Origin of the sequence: Pseudomonas sp. AG1028, assembly GCF_007993955.1 — a bacterium.
In the GTDB taxonomy this organism is placed as follows: Bacteria; Pseudomonadota; Gammaproteobacteria; order Pseudomonadales; family Pseudomonadaceae; genus Aquipseudomonas; species Aquipseudomonas straminea.
On sequence record NZ_VIVP01000001.1, the window covers coordinates 1 to 17589 of the forward strand.

13 protein-coding genes and 1 pseudogene are annotated in these 17589 nt (G+C 63.5%); 10 read left to right on the plus strand and 4 right to left on the minus strand.

Annotated elements, in window-relative coordinates; genetic code table 11:
* A pseudogene (locus tag FB481_RS00005) lies at positions 1–306 on the minus strand (hypothetical protein); the annotation flags it as partial.
* Positions 307–600: 294 nt separating this feature from the next.
* On the opposite strand from FB481_RS00005, the gene FB481_RS00010 reads away from it, so the two are divergent.
* From FB481_RS00010 to yegQ, 8 genes are all read left to right on the plus strand, one after another.
* The gene (locus tag FB481_RS00010) at positions 601–1101 is read left to right on the plus strand and encodes an ATP-dependent zinc protease (protein ID WP_147174710.1); all 501 of its coding nucleotides are present in this window, start codon (positions 601–603) and stop codon (positions 1099–1101) included.
* Positions 1102–1199: 98 nt separating this feature from the next.
* Positions 1200–3227 (plus strand): methyl-accepting chemotaxis protein, encoded by a 2028-nt coding sequence (locus FB481_RS00015; RefSeq protein WP_147174711.1) that lies wholly within the window; start codon positions 1200–1202, stop codon positions 3225–3227.
* A 746-nt stretch (positions 3228–3973) separates the two neighbouring features.
* Positions 3974–4654, plus strand: coding sequence for a two-component system response regulator CreB (creB, locus tag FB481_RS00020; protein WP_147174712.1), 681 nt, complete (start codon positions 3974–3976; stop codon positions 4652–4654).
* 30 nt (positions 4655–4684) lie between these two features.
* Positions 4685–6106, plus strand: a complete 1422-nt coding sequence (gene creC / locus FB481_RS00025) for a two-component system sensor histidine kinase CreC (RefSeq protein WP_147174713.1) — start codon at positions 4685–4687, stop codon at positions 6104–6106.
* Between the two features lie 120 nt (positions 6107–6226).
* On the plus strand, positions 6227–6664 hold the full coding sequence (locus FB481_RS00030) for a CBS domain-containing protein (RefSeq protein ID WP_147174714.1): 438 nt from the start codon (positions 6227–6229) through the stop codon (positions 6662–6664).
* A gap of 148 nt (positions 6665–6812) precedes the next feature.
* Positions 6813–8162, plus strand: a complete 1350-nt coding sequence (gene creD / locus FB481_RS00035; protein WP_093500005.1) for a cell envelope integrity protein CreD — start codon at positions 6813–6815, stop codon at positions 8160–8162.
* A gap of 45 nt (positions 8163–8207) precedes the next feature.
* The gene (locus FB481_RS00040) at positions 8208–8510 is read left to right on the plus strand and encodes a hypothetical protein (RefSeq protein ID WP_093500003.1); all 303 of its coding nucleotides are present in this window, start codon (positions 8208–8210) and stop codon (positions 8508–8510) included.
* A 210-nt stretch (positions 8511–8720) separates the two neighbouring features.
* Complete coding sequence (gene yegQ, locus FB481_RS00045) at positions 8721–10028, plus strand: tRNA 5-hydroxyuridine modification protein YegQ (protein ID WP_147174715.1); 1308 nt, start codon at positions 8721–8723, stop codon at positions 10026–10028.
* Between the two features lie 107 nt (positions 10029–10135).
* Here the strand turns inward: yegQ and FB481_RS00050 are convergent, their stop codons facing one another.
* Both FB481_RS00050 and FB481_RS00055 read right to left on the minus strand, forming a co-directional pair.
* Positions 10136–10843: a PolC-type DNA polymerase III gene (locus FB481_RS00050; RefSeq protein WP_093499998.1), complete on the minus strand. Its 708-nt coding sequence runs from the start codon at positions 10841–10843 to the stop codon at positions 10136–10138.
* Positions 10840–12771: a putative nucleotidyltransferase substrate binding domain-containing protein gene (locus FB481_RS00055; protein WP_147174716.1), complete on the minus strand. Its 1932-nt coding sequence runs from the start codon at positions 12769–12771 to the stop codon at positions 10840–10842. The genes FB481_RS00050 and FB481_RS00055 overlap by 4 nt, the downstream gene beginning before the upstream one ends.
* A 200-nt stretch (positions 12772–12971) precedes the next feature.
* Here FB481_RS00055 and FB481_RS00060 point away from each other — a divergent pair, with 200 nt between their 5' ends.
* Together FB481_RS00060 and FB481_RS00065 are read left to right on the plus strand one after the other, a co-directional pair.
* On the plus strand, positions 12972–14015 hold the full coding sequence (locus FB481_RS00060; RefSeq protein WP_147174717.1) for a glycoside hydrolase family 5 protein: 1044 nt from the start codon (positions 12972–12974) through the stop codon (positions 14013–14015).
* Positions 14016–14102: 87 nt separating this feature from the next.
* On the plus strand, positions 14103–15146 hold the full coding sequence (locus FB481_RS00065) for an acyltransferase (protein WP_147174718.1): 1044 nt from the start codon (positions 14103–14105) through the stop codon (positions 15144–15146).
* 247 nt (positions 15147–15393) lie between these two features.
* Here the strand turns inward: FB481_RS00065 and FB481_RS00070 are convergent, their stop codons facing one another.
* A complete protein-coding gene (locus FB481_RS00070; protein WP_147174719.1) occupies positions 15394–17571 on the minus strand; it encodes a malate synthase G in 2178 nt (725 codons plus the stop codon).
* Positions 17572–17589 lie beyond the last annotated feature (18 nt).

Here is a 17589-nt window from a genome sequence, read left to right on the forward strand (position 1 = left end):
CCCTTTCTCGTAAGCCATCTCAACCAGATCCAGGTGATAGATGTTGGTGGCCTCAACACAAATAGCCGTACTGGCCGGTTGAAGTGCCAACCACTTGCGAATCTCTGGCTGAGTGTTTCGAAACGAGTGATGTTGACCGGTCTGCTCGCAATAACTAACCAGTTCAACTTTGGCGACATCGACACCAATGATGAATGGCTTCGCTGGCATTGCCATCAGTTGAGCTCCCACGCTATGGTTTTTAGGCTCGGAGGGGTTCACCAAGAGGCGCTGACTTGCTCCTATCGTCGCTTGCAAACGATGCATTCTTTATCGGCGCTTTGGTGAAGGGGTGGGGCGAGGTCTCCTACCGTCTGTACTGCTGCGAACAGTCAGAATTGGCTTTGTCGTCCCACCACCCCTTCGAGTATCACCATACAAGAGGCTTTAGCCTCGATTGTGCCTGGCTAGGCGTAAAGCACTCGCGGCTAAAGCCCCTCCCACAGAGACGACTCCGGCATTCCCGCACCATTTTGCAAAATTTCGCCCCGGCAGTTTTCCAGAACCATTCACGCCTGCCCCAGTCCCAAGGTTCTCTATTTCAAACGAGGACGTTAAGGCGTGAAAACCGTTCTAGCCCTGCTGGCTGCTGCCATCACACTACCTGCCATGGCCAACCAGCCGACTCTCTACGGTCGCTATGAGTACATTCAGCTTCCCCAGCTCGGTCAGACCCTCAAGGCCAAGATGGACACTGGCGCGATGACCGCTTCGCTGTCGGCCCGTGACATCGAGCAGTTCAAGCGTGATGGCGAGGACTGGGTGCGGTTCCGTCTGGCCGTAGAAGATGCGGACGATCAAGTTTTCGAGAAGCCCCTGGCTCGTGTCACCGAGATCAAGAATCGCGCCGAGGAGGGCAGTTCTGCCAAACCGTCCTATTCCGCGCGCCCGGTGGTCAATATGGACATCTGCCTGGGCGAGGAGCTGCGTACCATCGAGGTCAACCTCACCGACCGCAGCCACTTCGACTACCCGCTGCTGATCGGCGCCAGTGCCATCCGCAAGCTGGATGCGGCCATCGATCCATCCAATCGCTATACCGCCGAGCAGCCTAGCTGTTGATTTGCCACCGCTGCGCTTCCTTTTCATGCGTAGCGGTGTGATTCTTGCCTTGAAATAGCAGATTGCCACGTTGTGTGGGTGCTTGTTCGAGGTGAGGTATGTGGGGATTGCTCAAGCCGGGTGTGCGCGTTCTGGAACGTGTCAGTTTCGCCCGCAAGTTTCAGCTGCTGTTCGTGCTTTTTGTCGCGCCAATGGCCTATGCGCTCTGGGTGATGCTGAGCGGTGCCCAGGAGCGTGTCGAGGTGCTCGCCATGGAGGTAGACGGCATGCAGGGCATTCACGCCCTGGGTGCAGTCGAGGCGCAGCTGCACGATCAGCGCCTGTTGCTGGCGCGCTGGAAGAGCAACGACAAGCCAGCTGAAACCCCGCTGCGTGAGAGCAACGGCAAGCTCGGCCAAACGCTGGCCGAGGCCGACGACGAGATCAAGCTGACGCCCAGTGAGCATACTGCCCGGCAAATCGAGGCATTGCAGGCGTCGGTCACCGGGCTGGACATGGCCGCGCTGGGTAAATTGGGACTGCCCGATGCTCTTGAGCGTTACCAGAGCACACTCTCGACCCTGACCGTGTTACGTGATCAGGTCGCGACCGACAGCGGCCTGATACTTGATCCCTTTCTCGATACCTACCTGATGATGGAGCAGATGACGCTGATTCTGCCCCGCCTGGCCGATGGTATTGGCAGCTTCGCCAGCCAGGGCTACGACCCGCTGGTGGCTCAGCGTTTCACCTTGCAGAACCGCCTGACCGTGCGTGATCTTCGTCGCGCTCTCGAACAGACCGGCGCGCAGCTGGCCAAGTCGCGCAATGCCCTGCAGCAGGCCTCGCCTGCGACCATGAGCAACCTGGAAAAGGCCTATGAACAGGTCGACAAGGGGCTCAAGCAGTTCCTCGCCGAAGTGGATCGCGACATGTTCGAGGCCAACCCCATGGTGCTGCAGCCAGCCCGCTTCGTGGAGCAGGTGCAGACCTTGCAGGCGAACGTGCAGACCTTGCGCCAGGCGGTGTTCGAGCAGTTCAACAGCAATATTTCCGGGTACCAGAGTGCAGCTCGCCAGGACATGCTTCGCACTTCGCTGATCTTCGGCGTGCTGACCCTGCTCGCCTTGTACCTGCTGTTGTGCCTGCACGCCTCCATTCGCCGCAGTACCGCCGGCATCATCCAGGCCGCTGAAGGCCTGCGTGACGGTGATCTGCGGGTACGTATGCAGGTGCACGGCGCCGATGACCTGGCGGCGATCTCCAGCGCACTGAATACCGCGGTCGCCCAGTTGCGCGATTCCATGCAGGGCGTCGGCCGCGAAGGGCATAGCCTCGATGAGACCGTGCGTAGCCTGGGGAGTCAGGCCGCGGGATCGCTGAGCGCGGTCGAACAGCAACAGGCGCAGATGAGCCAGATCGCTACCGCTGCTACGCAGATGGCCGCCACCGCCCTGAGCGTGGCGCAGAGCTGCGAGCAGGCCGCCCAGGAAGCCGGGCAGACCCGCGAGATCGCCAACCAGAGCAATCAACGCAGCGCCAAGACCAGTGCCAGTATGCGTGAGCTCAGCGAGCGCCTGGCCGGCAGCGCACAGACGCTGCAGAAGCTGCGCCAGCAGACCGAGCAGATCACCCGAGTGGTCGACGTCATCAAGGGCATTGCCGAGCAAACCAACCTCTTGGCACTCAATGCGGCTATCGAAGCGGCGCGTGCCGGCGAGCAGGGCCGTGGCTTCGCGGTGGTCGCCGATGAGGTGCGCTCCCTGTCGCAGCGCACCCAGAATTCCACGGCGGAAATCGCCCAGACCGTTGGCGATCTGCACAAGGTGGTGGGGCAGTCCGTCGCCGAAATGGAACAGGCCATGCACCAGGCCGAAGGCGATGTGGGTAACGTGCTGGCGATGAGTGCGGATCTCGACGGTATCGTCGAGTCGGTGCAACGGGTCAGCGACCGCCTGGCACAGATCGCCACCGCTGCCGAGCAGCAGGCCGCGACCGCTGACGAAGTGAGCGGCAATATCCAGCAGGTCGATCAGGCGGCCAGCGAGTTGCTCGACGGCGCGCGCATGGTCAGCGACGCCAGTGAACAACTGCGCCGTGGCAGCGAAACCCTGTCGCGCAATACCGGCCGTTTCCGGGTGGAATGAGCGGCTGATCAATAAGTGAACGATCTCTTGCAGGCCGCGATTCCATTGGCCTGCAGGGGATGATCTCCAGGTTGTCCACAGGCCCATGCACGGCCATTGTGCATGAATGCTCGTTTGCTGCTGCGCCCGAACTCAGGGCCTGATTAAGTCAATAAAGTCAAGCAATACAGTAGGTTGGGACGCATGTGGATGGATCTGATCAATAACTGACCAGGCGTCCGAATGCCGCATATGGCGTGGCCTCTATGGTTCGATACCAGGCTTATCCACAGAATCTTCCACGGCTATTGTGTATAGCGAACCGCCCTGAAGAAGATTTTTTGTGGATGACAACGCCTATTCGTTTAAAGCGCGAATATTTTTATCAGCTCTGGTCATTGCTCAGTAAATGATCAGTGCGCTGGAGGGCCCGTTTGTCATGGCCTGTAGCCGGCCATGCAAAGGTTATCCACAAAGTGTTCCACTCAAGTTGTGTATTGTCCCCAGTATGCTGGCGTACTCACGAGTCTTGACAAAATTTCTTTAGTAACAGCGGTTTGGCACGTTTTCATCTGTGAATAAAGTTCTGGTCAAATAATGATCGATTGGCTGGAAGGCGCGTTTTCAGTGGCGTTCAGCGCTTCGCTCCAAGCTTATCCACAGAATGATCCACCTGATTTGTGTATGAGTGGTGACGCCTCGTGCTATTGACGCTGACAACTGCCTCGCGCAGGCTCCGCAACCCACGTGCCGCAAGGATGCCAACCATGGCGACCATCCTGATCGTCGAAGATGAAGCCGCAATCGCCGATACCCTGGTTTACGCTCTGCGGGCCGAGGGTTTCGCTACGCGCTGGACGACGTTAGGCGGTGAGGCATTGGCGCTGCTGGAGCGTGAAACCTGTGATCTGGTGATTCTTGACGTCGGCCTGCCCGATATCAGTGGCTTCGAAGCCTGCAAGCGGCTGCGGCGTTTTTCCGAAGTGCCGGTGATGTTCCTGACCGCGCGCAACGACGAGATCGACCGCGTTGTGGGGCTGGAGATCGGCGCCGACGATTACGTGGTCAAGCCCTTCAGCCCGCGGGAGGTGGCAGCGCGGGTCAAGGCCATCCTCAAGCGCGTGGCGCCCCGCGAACCCGCGCTCGCCAAGCTCAATGAAGGCCCGTTTCATCTCGACAGCGAGCGCGTGCGCATCGACTACCATGGCCAGCCCCTGAGCCTGACCCGCCTCGAGTTCCAGTTGCTGCAGTGCCTGCTCGGCCAGCCCGAGCGGGTGTTCAGCCGCGAGCAGTTGCTCGACGCCCTGGGCGTGCCGGCCGATGCCGGCTACGAGCGCAACATCGACAGTCACATCAAAAGCCTGCGCGCCAAGCTGCGCCAGGTCGCACCCCAGGCCGAGCCGATCCAGACCCACCGTGGCCTGGGCTACAGCCTGCGCCTTGAATAGCGCCATGCCCTGCCTTCAGGAGGCCTGCTGATGCCGCTCGGAGTCCGTATCTTTCTGGCTTACTTCCTGTTCGTCGGGCTGTCCGGCTGGTTCGTGCTGAGTACGGTGATGGACGAGATCCGTCCCGGCGTGCGCCAGTCCACCGAGGAAACCCTGGTCGATACCGCGCACCTGCTGGCGGTGCTACTGCGCGAGGATGTACGCGATGGCCGCCTCGCCCAGGGGCAGCTGCCCGAACTGCTCAAGGCCTACGGGCAACGCCAGCCCGGCGCGCAGATCTGGGGGGTGGCGAAGAATCAGGTCAACCACCGTATTTACGTTACCGACGCCAACGGTATCGTGTTGCTCGACTCCAGCGGTCTGGCGGTCGGGCAGGATTACTCGCGTTGGAACGACGTGTACCTGACCCTGCGTGGCCGTTACGGCGTGCGCTCGACCCGCGAAGACCCGAACGACCCGGATTCCTCGGTGATGTACGTGGCAGCGCCGATCATCGATGACGGGCGCATTCTCGGCGTGGTGTCGGTGGCCAAGCCCAACCGCACGTTGCAGCCTTATATCGAGCGCTCGCAACGCCGCCTCGGCTGGCTCGGCGCCGGGCTGATCGGCCTAGGCCTGCTGGTCGGCGGGTTGCTTAGCTGGTGGCTGAGCGGCTCGCTGCGCCGTTTGACCCGTTATGCACAAGCGGTCAGCGAGGGCCAGCGCGCCGAGTTGCCCCAGGTGCGCGGCGGCGAACTCGGCCAGCTGGCAAAGGCGGTGGAACGCATGCGCACCGAGCTGGAGGGCAAAGCCTACGTCGAGCGCTACGTGCACACCCTGACCCATGAACTGAAGAGCCCGCTGGCGGCGATCCGCGGCGCCGCCGAGCTGCTGGAAGGCGAGATGCCCGAAGCCCTGCGTCAGCGCTTCGTGGCCAATATCAGCGAAGAAGGCGAGCGCTTGCAGAACCTGATCGAGCGCTTGCTGCACCTGGCCCAGGTCGAGCAGCGCCAGGGCCTCGACGAACGCGTCGCCGTGCCGTTGCAGCCGATGATCGACGAGCTGGTGCACGCCCAGATGGCGCGTATCGAACAGCGCCAGGTGCGGGTGGATAACCGCGTCGACGCCTCGCAGATCGTGCTCGGCGAACGTTTCCTGCTGCGCCAGGCGCTGAGTAACCTGCTCGACAACGCGCTGGACTTCGCGCCGCCCGGCGGCCTGATCTGCTTCGATTGCGCAGCCGATGACGAGGCGGTGCAGCTACGGTTGTTCAATCAGGGGCCGGCGATTCCCGACTACGCCCTGGCGCGCCTGACCGAGCGCTTCTACTCCCTTGCGCGGCCGACCACCGGCCGCAAGAGTACCGGCCTGGGGCTCAACTTCGCGCAGGAAGTGGCGCAGTTGCATGACGCGACGCTGAGCATCGCCAACGTCGAGGGCGGTGTGCAGGTCGCTTTGCGCTTCCCACGCTGAGGCGTGGCTGCGACCTCGGCGATGCTGGCGGCGACTTGTCGCAAACAGGGGGCGTACAGATGCCCGCACTTTGGCTATTCTGAAGCCGTTCGCCAATCTACCGGGACAGGAAGAACGCGCATGAAAAAGACCGTGGCTGACGTGCTCAAGAGCAAGCCCATATCCAACGTATACAGCGTTACCCCTGACAGCAGCGTGTTCGCGGCGGTGAAACTGATGGCCGAGAAGGGCATCGGCGCCTTGGTGGTGCTCGAGGGCGAGCGCCTGGCGGGCATCGTCAGCGAGCGTGATTACGTGCGCAAGGTGGCGGTGCAGGAGCGCTCGCCGGCCAACCTCAAGGTCAGCGAGATCATGACCAGCAAGGTCATCACCGTGACGCCCGAGGAAGACAGCCGCCACTGCATGGAGCTGATGACCACCGGGCGCCTGCGCCACCTGCCGGTGATCAATGACGGTCGGCTGGTTGGCCTGCTGTCCATCGGCGACCTGGTCAAGGACATCATCAGCCAGCAGGAAAACCTGATCCAGCATCTGGAGCAGTACATCCGCGGCGAATGACCGATGGCTGCGCCCGTAGCCATCCAGCCCGACGGGTGACGCCTGCCGGGCTTCTCACAATTCCCACATAAACTCCACCTGCGGCCCATATTGGCTCCACTTGGCCTGGCGAAACTGCGCGCATCCCAACTGCACGGAGCGCTGTGCCATGAACCGAAGTCTGCTGTTCAAACTGGGCGCCATCGCCCTGCTGATTCTGTTGTTGATGATTCCCCTGTTGCTGATCGACGGCCTGGTCAGCGAGCGCCAGGGCGCGCGCGACGACGTGCTGCGCGATATCGCCCGCAGCTCCAGCTACGCCCAGCAGATCACCGGGCCGATCATGGTGGTGCCGTACCGCAAGAAGGTGCTGACCTGGAAAACCCGCAAGGACAGCGACGAGCGTTATCAGGAAGAGTCCATCGAGCAGGGCCGTCTGTACTTTCTGCCCGAGCGTTTCGCCCTCGATGGCGACGTGCGTACCGAGCTGCGCTATCGCGGCATCTACCAGGCGCGTCTGTACCACAGCGATAGCCAGGTCAGCGGCGAGTTTGCGGTGCCGGCCAACTACGGCATCAGCGATGTCGACGCCTACTGGTTCGGCGAGCCCTTTATCGCCGTTGGCATCAGCGATGTGCGCGGCATCGGCAACGATCTCAAGCTGCAGCTCAATGGTGCCAGCCTGAGCTTCGAGCCGGGCAGCGGCGACGACAACTTCGGTAGCGGCGTGCACGTGGCGCTGCCGCCTCGCGATACCCGCAACGAGCAGGCCTATAGCTTCGCCTTCGACCTCAAGCTGCAGGGCACCGAGCAACTGAGCATCACCCCGGTGGGCCGCGAAAGCCAGGTCACCCTGCGCTCGGACTGGCCGCATCCGAGCTTTATCGGCGAGTTCTTGCCCAGTCAGCGTGAGGTGACGCAGCAGGGCTTCACCGCCAAATGGCAGACCAGCTTCTTCGCCACCGATATGCAGGATGCCTTGAGCAGTTGCGTCAGTGGCTCCTGCGGGGCGATGCAGAGCCGCGCCTTCGGCGTGAGCCTCATCGACCCTGTGGACCAGTACCTCAAGGCCGATCGGGCGATCAAATACGCGCTGCTGTTCATCAGCCTGACCTTCGCCGTGTTCTTCCTGTTCGAAGTGCTCAAGCGCATGGCCGTGCACCCGGTGCAGTACGCCCTGGTCGGCCTGTCCATGGCGCTGTTCTACCTGCTGTTGCTGTCGCTTTCCGAGCACCTGGGCTTCGCTGTCGCCTACGGCCTGTCCGCTCTGGCATGCGTGGCGCTGAACACCTTCTACGTCAGCAGCGTGCTGCGCAGCTGGCTGCGTGGAGCGGCATTCGGCGCTTTGCTGGCCGCGCTATATGGGCTGCTCTACGGCCTGCTCAGCGCCGAGGACTACGCCCTGCTGATGGGCTCGCTTCTGGTGTTCGGCGTGCTGGGATGCGTGATGGTGCTGACCCGCAAACTCGACTGGTACGGCGTCGGCCGCCCGGCCACCAGCGACACTTTCACTTCCTGACCCTTTGCCGGGGCGTGCCACAGTGCACGCCCCTTGGAGATCGCCATGCGAGTCTTGGTGCAATTTTCCGCCTGCTTCGCCCTCGGCCTGTGCATCGCCGGTGTACTGCTGATCGGCATGATGTTCGTCGGCCGCTTCGATTGGATCGAGGCGCTTATGCTCAGCGGCTGGCCGGTCGCCACCCTGAGCCTGCAGCTGCTGCCGGAGGCGTTCTGGAACGGCCTGACCGGTGTGGCCGATGCCGCCGCCAATCACTCGGTGCAGTCGTTCCTGCAACTGTGCGTGGCCATGGCGCAGATCGCCCTGTTGTTCGCGATGGGGCTCTTTCGCCTGTGGTACCGGCGATGAGTGGGCGGCTTGGGTTACGCGAGGAGCGTGTGGCGCGGCAACAGCTGGCTCGCAGCATCGCCGGGCTGTTTCCCGTACGCTGGCCAGGCGGCGAGGGCCGCCGATCCGCACGGCAGGCCGTACACGCGCCGCCATAGACCTGGATCAATGGTTGGGCGGGCCGGCCTCTCTAGAATCACCGGCCCTGTTTTTCCGCGAGTTCGTTGCACCATGTCTAGCCAACCGTTTCGCCCCGAACTGCTATCACCGGCCGGCAGCCTGAAGAACATGCGCTACGCCTTCGCCTACGGCGCCGATGCGGTGTACGCGGGACAGCCCCGCTACAGCCTGCGGGTGCGCAACAACGAGTTCGACCACGCCAACCTGGCCCAGGGCATTCGCGAGGCCCATGTGCTGGGCAAGCGCTTCTACGTGGTGGTCAACATCGCGCCGCACAACGCCAAGCTGAAGACCTTTCTTGACGACCTGCAGCCGGTGATCGACATGGCGCCGGATGCGCTGATCATGTCCGACCCGGGGCTGATCATGCTGGTGCGTGGTCGTTATCCACAGACGCCCATCCACCTCTCGGTGCAGGCCAATGCGGTGAACTGGGCCAGCGTGGCGTTCTGGCAGGGGCAGGGGCTGGAGCGGGTGATCCTGTCGCGGGAGCTGTCGCTCGGCGAGATCGAGGAAATCCGCACCCAGGTGCCGGAGATCGAGTTGGAAGTGTTCGTCCACGGCGCCCTGTGCATGGCCTACTCGGGGCGTTGCCTGTTGTCCGGCTACCTCAACCGCCGCGACCCCAACCAGGGCGCCTGCACCAATGCCTGCCGCTGGCAGTACGACCTCAAGGCGGCGGGCGAGAACGAACTCGGCGAGGTCGTCCGGGTGGTCGAGCCAACGCTGGGTATCGGCGCGCCGAGCGAGCAGGTGTTCGTGCTCGAGGATGGCGAACAGCAGATGCCGGTGTTCGAGGACGAGCACGGTACCTACATCATGAACTCCCGGGACCTGCGCGCCGTGCAGCACGTAGAGCGGCTGGTGAACATGGGTGTGCATTCGTTGAAGATCGAAGGGCGCACCAAGAGCCATTACTACTGCGCTCGCACCGCTCAGGTGTATCGCCAGGCCATCGACGATGCGGTGGCGGGGCGGCCGTTCGACCGCGGCCTGATGGCCAGCCTGGAGTCGCTCGCCAATCGCGGCTACACCGAAGGCTTCCTGCGCCGCCACGTGCATGACGAGTATCAGAATTATGCGCATGGCAGCTCGGTCTCCGATCGCCAGCAGTTCGTCGGCGAACTGAGCGGCGAACGCCGTGGCGAGTTGGCCGAAGTGCGGGTGAAGAACCGCTTCACGGTGGGCGTCGGCATGGAATTGATGACACCGGAGGGCAATTTGCGCTTTACCCTGGAGCACCTTGAGAACCGCGCAGGTGAGTCGATCAGCGTGGCGCCCGGCGATGGGCATGTGGTGTACCTGCCGGTGCCACCCGAGGTGGATCTGCGCTTTGCGCTGCTGATGCGTGACCTCTAGTTCGGCGTCGCCCTTCTTGGGTATCACTGCGCTCAACCGCAGGCTACGGACGGTTAACGCTCCCGTAGCCCGGGTTAGCCGCAGGCGTAATCCGGGACGTTTTGCGCCTAGAGCGAAGGCCCCTGCAACCGCTGCCGCCAGCTCTTCAGCCGTTGCTCCAGTGCCTTGAGGCTGTCGGCCTGTTGCTTGCGCGCGCGGCTGAACAGGATCAGTGCCAGTTCGGCGGTCACCAGGGCGTCGGCGCTGGCGTGGTGGCGCTGGCCGACCTGCAGGCCGAAGTGCGCGGTCCAGTCGTCCAGGCCGCCGTTGCGGATCTCGGCCTGTGGGCAGAGCATGGGTGCCAGCTCGGCGACGTCATAGAAAGGGTGGCGCAGGCGCAGGTTGAGGGTGTCCTTGAGGGCGCGGGCCAGCATGCGCTGGTCGAAGCCGGCGTGAAAGGCCAGCAGCGGGCTGTCGCCGAGAAACTCCATGAACGCCAGCAGCGCTTGGGCCGGCTCGATGCCCGCGGCGATGTCGCTGGGCGCCAGGCCGTGGATCAGCACGCTGGCGCTGACGGTGTGGCCGTCGCGGTGCAGAGTGCACTCGAACTGTTCACCGAGCTGGATGGCGCCGTTGTCTATGACTACGGCGCCAATCGACAGCACCTCGTCGCGCCTGGTGTCCAGGCCGCTGGTTTCCAGGTCGAGCACCACCAGGCGTTGCCCGGCGAGCGGTGTGTCGTCCGCCGCGCGTGGGACGGGCAGGGCGGCGCAGCGGCGTTGCTGGTCGGCGGGCAGGGCGCTGCGGCGGCGGGTCAGCCAGGAAAAGGCATTCATAGTTGGTAACGTAACCCCAGGCTGGTTTGCAGACGCTGGGCCTGACGGAAGGATTCGCGCAGGATGCGCCGGTCCAGGTGGTTGAGGCTGTCCGGGTCGAGGCGATTGGAGTACGGCTGGGCCTGGCGTGCCTGCAGCTGGTGCTGCTGCAGGCGCGTTTGCTGGATGAAGTGGTAGGCCTCTTCATAGGCGGCGCCATCCAGCTTGTCGATGATCCCGCGCTCGCTCAGTTCACGTAGCCGCTGCTGGGTGTTGCAGGCCTTGATGCCGTTGGCCAGGGCGAGCAGGCGCGCGCCGTCGACGAAGGGCGTGAGGCCCTGGGATTTGAGATCCAGGGTGTCCTTCTCGGCGCCGCGCCTGGCCACCACAAAGTCTCGGAAGCGGCCCACCGGCGGGCGCTGGCGTAGGGCGTTCTCGGCCATCATGCGCTGGAACAGGCGGTTGTCGGCGATCTGCCCGAGCAGCTCGTCACGCAGGGTTTCGCAACCACTGGCATCGCCCCATACGGTGCGCAGGTCGAAGTAGATGGTCGAGGCCAGCAGGTTTTCCGGCGTCGCTTCGCGGATGAAGCCGGCGAAGCGCCGCGACCATTCCTGACGCGACAGGCACAGCTGCGGGTTGCCGGCCATGATGTCGCCTTTGCAAAGGGTGAAGCCGCAGCGCGCCAGGCGCCCGTTGATCTCCATGGCCAGCGGCAGCAGTCGGCCGCGCAGCTGGGCGGCTTCGACGTTATCGCTGGCTTCGAAAAGAATGCCGTTGTCCTGATCGGTGTGCAGGGTCTGTTCGCGGCGGCCCTCGCTGCCGAAGCACAGCCAGGTGAAGGGCACGCCGGGGTCGCCCAGGTCCTCGATGGTCAGCTCGATGACCCGGCAGACCATGTGATCGTTGAGCAGGGTGACGATATGGGTGATCTGGCTGGAGCTGGCGCCATGGGCGAGCATGCGATCAACTAGCTGGCGTATGTCTTCACGCAGCGCGGCCAGGGTTTCCACCCGGCCGGCGTGGCGAATGGTGCGCGCCAGGTGCACCAGGTCGACGCGCTGCAGGGAGAACAGGTCGCGTTCGGAAACCACGCCGCACAGCTTGCCCTGGTCCACCAGGCAGACGTGGGCGATATGCCGCTCGGTCATGGCGATGGCAGCGTCGAAGGCGCTGGCGCTCGGCGGCAGGTGAAAGGGCGCCTGGGTCATCAGGCCACTGATCGGCTGGTCGAGTGAGCTGCCGTCGGCCACCGCGCGGCGCAGGTCGCGCAGGGTGAAGATGCCCTGCGGACGCAGGCCGGCATCGACGATGACGATGCTGCCGACCTGCTGTTCGTGCATCTGCCGTACCGCGTCACGCAGGGGCAATTCGGGGGCGCAGGAAATCGGTTGGCGCATGGCCAGCTCGCCCAGGCGGGTGTCGAGCGAATACTGCGAGCCGAGAGTTTCCACGGCGCGCATCTGCACCTGCTGGTTGACCTGATCGAGCAGGCTGCTGACGCCGCGCAGGGCGAAGTCGCGAAGCGGCGTGGACTGGGCGAACAGGCGGGCGAAGGCGGCCTTGTCGAGCAGCAGGCAGAAGGTGTCTTCGGCGGCCAGGTGCGCGGTGCGGGTGGCGCGCTCGCCAATCAGCGCGGCCATTGGGAAGCACTCGCCGCTGGTGATCTCGAAGGTGGTCTCGGTGCCACGCCGCGCCGAGTGCGGACGTTGGCCGTGCACGCGGCCCTGCTTGACGATGTAGAAGTACTGCACCGGGCCGTCATCGGGGTGAATGATCACCTCGTCTTCGCCATAGAAGCGCAGCTGGCAGTGCTCGACCAGGTAGGCGAGGTGGGCCGCATCCATCTGGTTGAAGGGCGGGAATTTCTGCAGAAACTCCATGGTGCCATGGACGTTCTGGCGTACCGCTGTCTTGCCGGCCTGGACGAAATCGTCGGCTGGTTTCATTGCGCGCGTTCCTTTTGTTCTTGTAGCGGCATGGTGGCGAGCCAGGCCTGGAATCGACATAAGACGTAAGTCTAGGCCAGGCGATTGGCGGATGAATATGCCGGCCTGCGGTGAACCTCTCACCTCTATTGGCGTCCTGATGTGTCTGAGACGCGTTTTTCAGGCAGTCATCCCATCCAGGCACAGAGGAGACCTCACCTATGAGTGGCAGCATTCTGCGTCACGCCGTGGCGCTCGGCACCAGCATCCTGCTCAGTTGCGGCGTCGCCAGCGCACAAACCAAGCCGGTCGAGCTGATCGGCATCAACGTTGCGGGCGCAGGGTTCGCCAGCTCGGTGCTTCCCGGCAAGCACGGCACCAACTTCTTCTTCCCGCCCAAAGGCTATTACGAGAAGTGGCAGCAGAAGGGCATCAGCTGGGTGCGCTTCTCCTTCATCTGGGAGCGCCTGCAGCCCAAGGCCAATGGCGAGTTCGACGAGGCCTACGCCAAGCTGATCGACAAGACCCTCGATGAAGCCCAGCAGGCCGGCATCGAGGTGATGCTCGACGTGCACAACTATGGCCGCTACTACGGCAAGGTAATTGGCACTGACGATGTACCGATTTCCGCCTACCAGAACCTCATGGAACGCATCGCCAAGCGCTGGGGCAGCCACCCGGCCGTGTATTCCTACGACCTGATGAACGAGCCCCACGGCGCGGCCAACAAGTACTGGCCGCAGGTGGCCCAGGCCGGTATCAACGGCGTGCGCAAGCACGACTCGAAGAACGATATCTACGTCGAAGGCGCCGAATATTCGTCTGCATTGCGCTGGCCCAAGCTCAACGACAACCTGCTCGACCTGAAGGACCCGGCCAACAAGCTGATCTATTCGGCGCATATGTACATCGATCCGGATGCCAGCGGCCTCTACAAGACCGCCCTGGCCACCGATCTGGATCCGCAGATCGGCGTCAAACGCCTGGAGCCCTTCGTCAACTGGTTGATCGAGCACAACAAGAAGGGCCATATCGGCGAGTTCGGTGTACCGGCCGAGGACGAAAGCGGCCTCAAGGCGCTGGATCAGACGCTCGCCTACCTGCAGAAGCACTGTATTCCGTTCGCTTACTGGGCAGCCGGGCCATCGTGGGGCAAGAACAAGCTGTCCGTCGAGCCGGTCAAGGGTGTGGACCGTCCGCAATGGGCGGTGCTGAAGAAGTACCTGGGCGGCGGCAACTGCACCAGCATCGGGCCGGGAACCTGAAGCGCGGGTTGACGATCTGATCAGCGTGGCGGCGCTCCGGTCGCCGCCATCGCTCCTCGCGCTGACCTCGATCTCAAGGATTCCCGCATGCAAAACCGCAATTTATGGGTGGATTACGCCAAGGCCATCGGCATCCTCCTGGTGGTCTATGGCCATGTGGTGCGGGGCTTGCTCAACGGCGGCATCATCACCGAGAACGTGGATTTCCACTGGCTGGTGGACAGCATCATCTACACCTTCCACATGCCGCTGTTCTTCTTTCTGTCCGGGTTGTTCTTTTGGCATTCGCTGAACAACCGCGGCGGTGTCGGCCTGTTCTGCAACAAGATCGATACCATCTTCTATCCGTTCGTGCTCTGGTCCCTGCTGCAGGGCACCATCGAGGCGATGCTGTCGCGCTACACCAACGGCGGCGTCAGCATGGGCGAGGTGCTGACGTTGCTTTGGTCGCCACGGGCGCAGTTCTGGTTCCTGTACGCGCTATTCGCCGCGTTCTGCCTGGCGATTCTGCTGTACCGCCGTTTCTCGACGCGGGCCTTCCTGCCGCTGCTGGTGCTCAGTGCGCTGTTCTACCTGCTGCAGCAGTGGGCGCCACGTGTCGGGGTGCTGATATTCCTGGCACAGAATTTCGTGTTCTTCGCTCTGGGCATCTGGTTTAACCAGGTGCGTGGCAGCATCGAATCTCGTGCTTCGGCCGTGGCCCTGGGCAGTGGTCTGGCCTTCGTGGTGGCGCAGTATGTGTTCCACGGCGTGCTGGGGCTGACCTATATCGACCGCGGCGCGGCGTCGCTGGTGGTGGCCTTCATCGGCATCCTGTTCACCGTCAGCCTGTGCATGGTGCTGGCGCGCCGGCCGGTGGGCTGGATGCTGACCCTGGGCGCGCTGTCGATGCCGATCTTCCTGATGCACATCCTGGCTGGCAGCGGCGCGCGGGTGATCCTCAACAAGTTCCTGGGCATCAACGACGACACCGTGCATATCGTCGTCGGCTGCCTGGCCGGCGTGCTGCTGCCAGTGATTGCCGCGAAGATTCTCGAGGCGCTGGGCATTAACTGGCTGTACGAAATGCCCAAACGCTTCTCCGTCTACCGCTGGCAGCAGCGGCGGGTGGCGGTGCAGCCGGCGGCTTGATCGTGTCTGGGGTGAGATCGCTTGGTGGGTTACGCGACGCGCAGGGAGCAGCGGTGTCAGGACGTAATCTGCCATGCGTCGTTTACCCACCCTACGGGGTGTGCGTGGTCTCTTCGAATCGTAGGGCGGGTGCAGGCGCCGCTTCGCCGTTGAGGCGTGTTACGGCGTTCGTGGCGCCGTAATCCACCAACCAATCTGCGAATAAAAGAAAACCGCCTCTCGGCGGTTTTCTTTTTTGCGTTGACGCTTAGCGCGCCAGGCTGGCCTTCAGTTCCCGACGACGGCGATGCAGCACCGGTTCGGTGTAGCCGTTGGGCTGTTTGGTGCCTTCGAGCACCAGCTCCACGGCCGCCTGGAAGGCGATGTTGGCGTCGAAGTCCGGTGCCATCGGGCGGTACAGCGCATCGCCGGCATTCTGCCGGTCCACCACCGGCGCCATGCGCTTGAGGCTCTCCAGCACCTGCGCCTCGCTGACTACGCCGTGGCGCAGCCAGTTGGCCAGCAGCTGGCTGGAGATGCGCAGGGTGGCGCGATCTTCCATCAGGCCGATGTCATTGATGTCCGGCACCTTGGAGCAGCCGACGCCCTGGTCGATCCAGCGCACCACGTAGCCGAGGATGCCCTGGGCGTTGTTGTCCAGCTCGTTGCGGATTTCCTCGTCGCTCCAGTTGGTGTCTGGCGCCAGCGGAATGCTGAGGATTTCATCCAGCGAGGCCGGGGCGCGTTTGGTCAGCTCGGCCTGGCGGGCGAACACGTCGACCTTGTGATAGTGCAGCGCGTGCAGGGTGGCGGCGGTCGGCGAGGGCACCCAGGCGGTGTTGGCACCGGCCAGCGGATGGCTGATCTTCTGTTCTAGCATGGCGGCCATCAGGTCGGGCATCGCCCACATGCCCTTGCCGATCTGCGCACGGCCCTGCAGGCCGCTGGCCAGGCCGACGTCGACGTTGTTGTTCTCGTAGGCGCTGATCCACTTCTCGCTCTTCATGGCGGCCTTGCGCACCATGGCGCCGGCTTCCATGGAGGTATGGATTTCGTCGCCGGTGCGGTCGAGGAAACCGGTGTTGATGAACACCACACGCTCGCTGGCCGCGGCGATACAGGCCTTGAGGTTGACGGTGGTGCGCCGTTCTTCATCCATGATGCCGACCTTGAGCGTGTTGCGCGCCAGGCCCAGCACCTGCTCGACACGGCCGAACAGTTCGCTGGTGAACGCCACTTCTTCAGGGCCGTGCATCTTCGGTTTGACGATGTACACCGAGCCGGTGCGGCTGTTGGCGCGGCTATTGTTGCCGTTGAGGTTGTGCAGCGCGGCGAGGCTGGTGCACAGCGCATCGAGGATGCCTTCGGGCAGCTCGTTGCCGCTGGCGTCGAGCACCGCCGGGTTGGTCATCAGGTGGCCGACGTTGCGCACGAACAGCAGGCTGCGCCCGTGCAGGGTCAACTCGCCGCCGTTCGGTCGGGTGTAGACGCGATCCGGGTTCATGGTACGGGTGAAGGTGCTGCCGCCCTTGCTGACTTCTTCGCTGAGGTCGCCCTTCATCAGGCCCAGCCAGTTGCGGTAGACCAGGGTCTTGTCGTCGGCATCCACCGCCGCCACCGAGTCTTCGCAGTCCATGATGGTGGTCAGCGCCGATTCCATCAGCACGTCCTTCACGCCAGCGACGTCGGTGCTGCCGATCGGGCTGGCGGCGTCGATCTGGATCTCGAAATGCAGGCCGTTGTGCTTGAGCAGGACGGCGATGGGCGCGGCGGCCTCGCCCTGGTAACCGACCAGTTGATCGGCGTCGCGCAGGCCGCTGATGTCCCCATTGGCCAGGGTAACCAGCAGTTTGTCACCTTCGATGCGGTAACCGGTGACCTCGGCGTGGGAGCCGGTGGCCAGCGGCGCGCTTTCATCGAGGAAGGCGCGCGCGGCGGCGATCACCTTGTCGCCGCGAACGCGGTTGTAGCCCTTGCCCTTTTCGGCGCCGCCTTCCTCGCTGATCGCATCGGTGCCGTACAGCGCGTCGTACAGCGAGCCCCAGCGGGCGTTGCTGGCGTTGAGCGCGAAGCGCGCGTTCATCACCGGCACCACCAACTGCGGGCCGGCCATGCGTGCGATCTCGTCGTCGACGTTCTCGGTGCTGACCTGCACGTGCTCAGGCTGCGGCTGCAGGTAGCCGATCTGCTGCAGGAAGGTTTTGTAGGCCGCCGCGTCGTGGGGCTTGCCGGCCCGTTCGCGGTGCCAGCCGTCGATCTGCGCCTGCAGCTGATCGCGCTTGTCGAGCAGCGCGCGGTTCTTTGGCGTCAGGTCACGGAACACGGCATCGGCGCCGGCCCAGAATGCCTCGGCGGTCACGCCGCTGCCGGGAATGGCTTCGTTGTTGATGAAATCGAACAGCACCTTGGCGACCTGCAGGCCACCGACTCGAATACGCTCAGTCATCTCTCGCCTCTCTGCTTC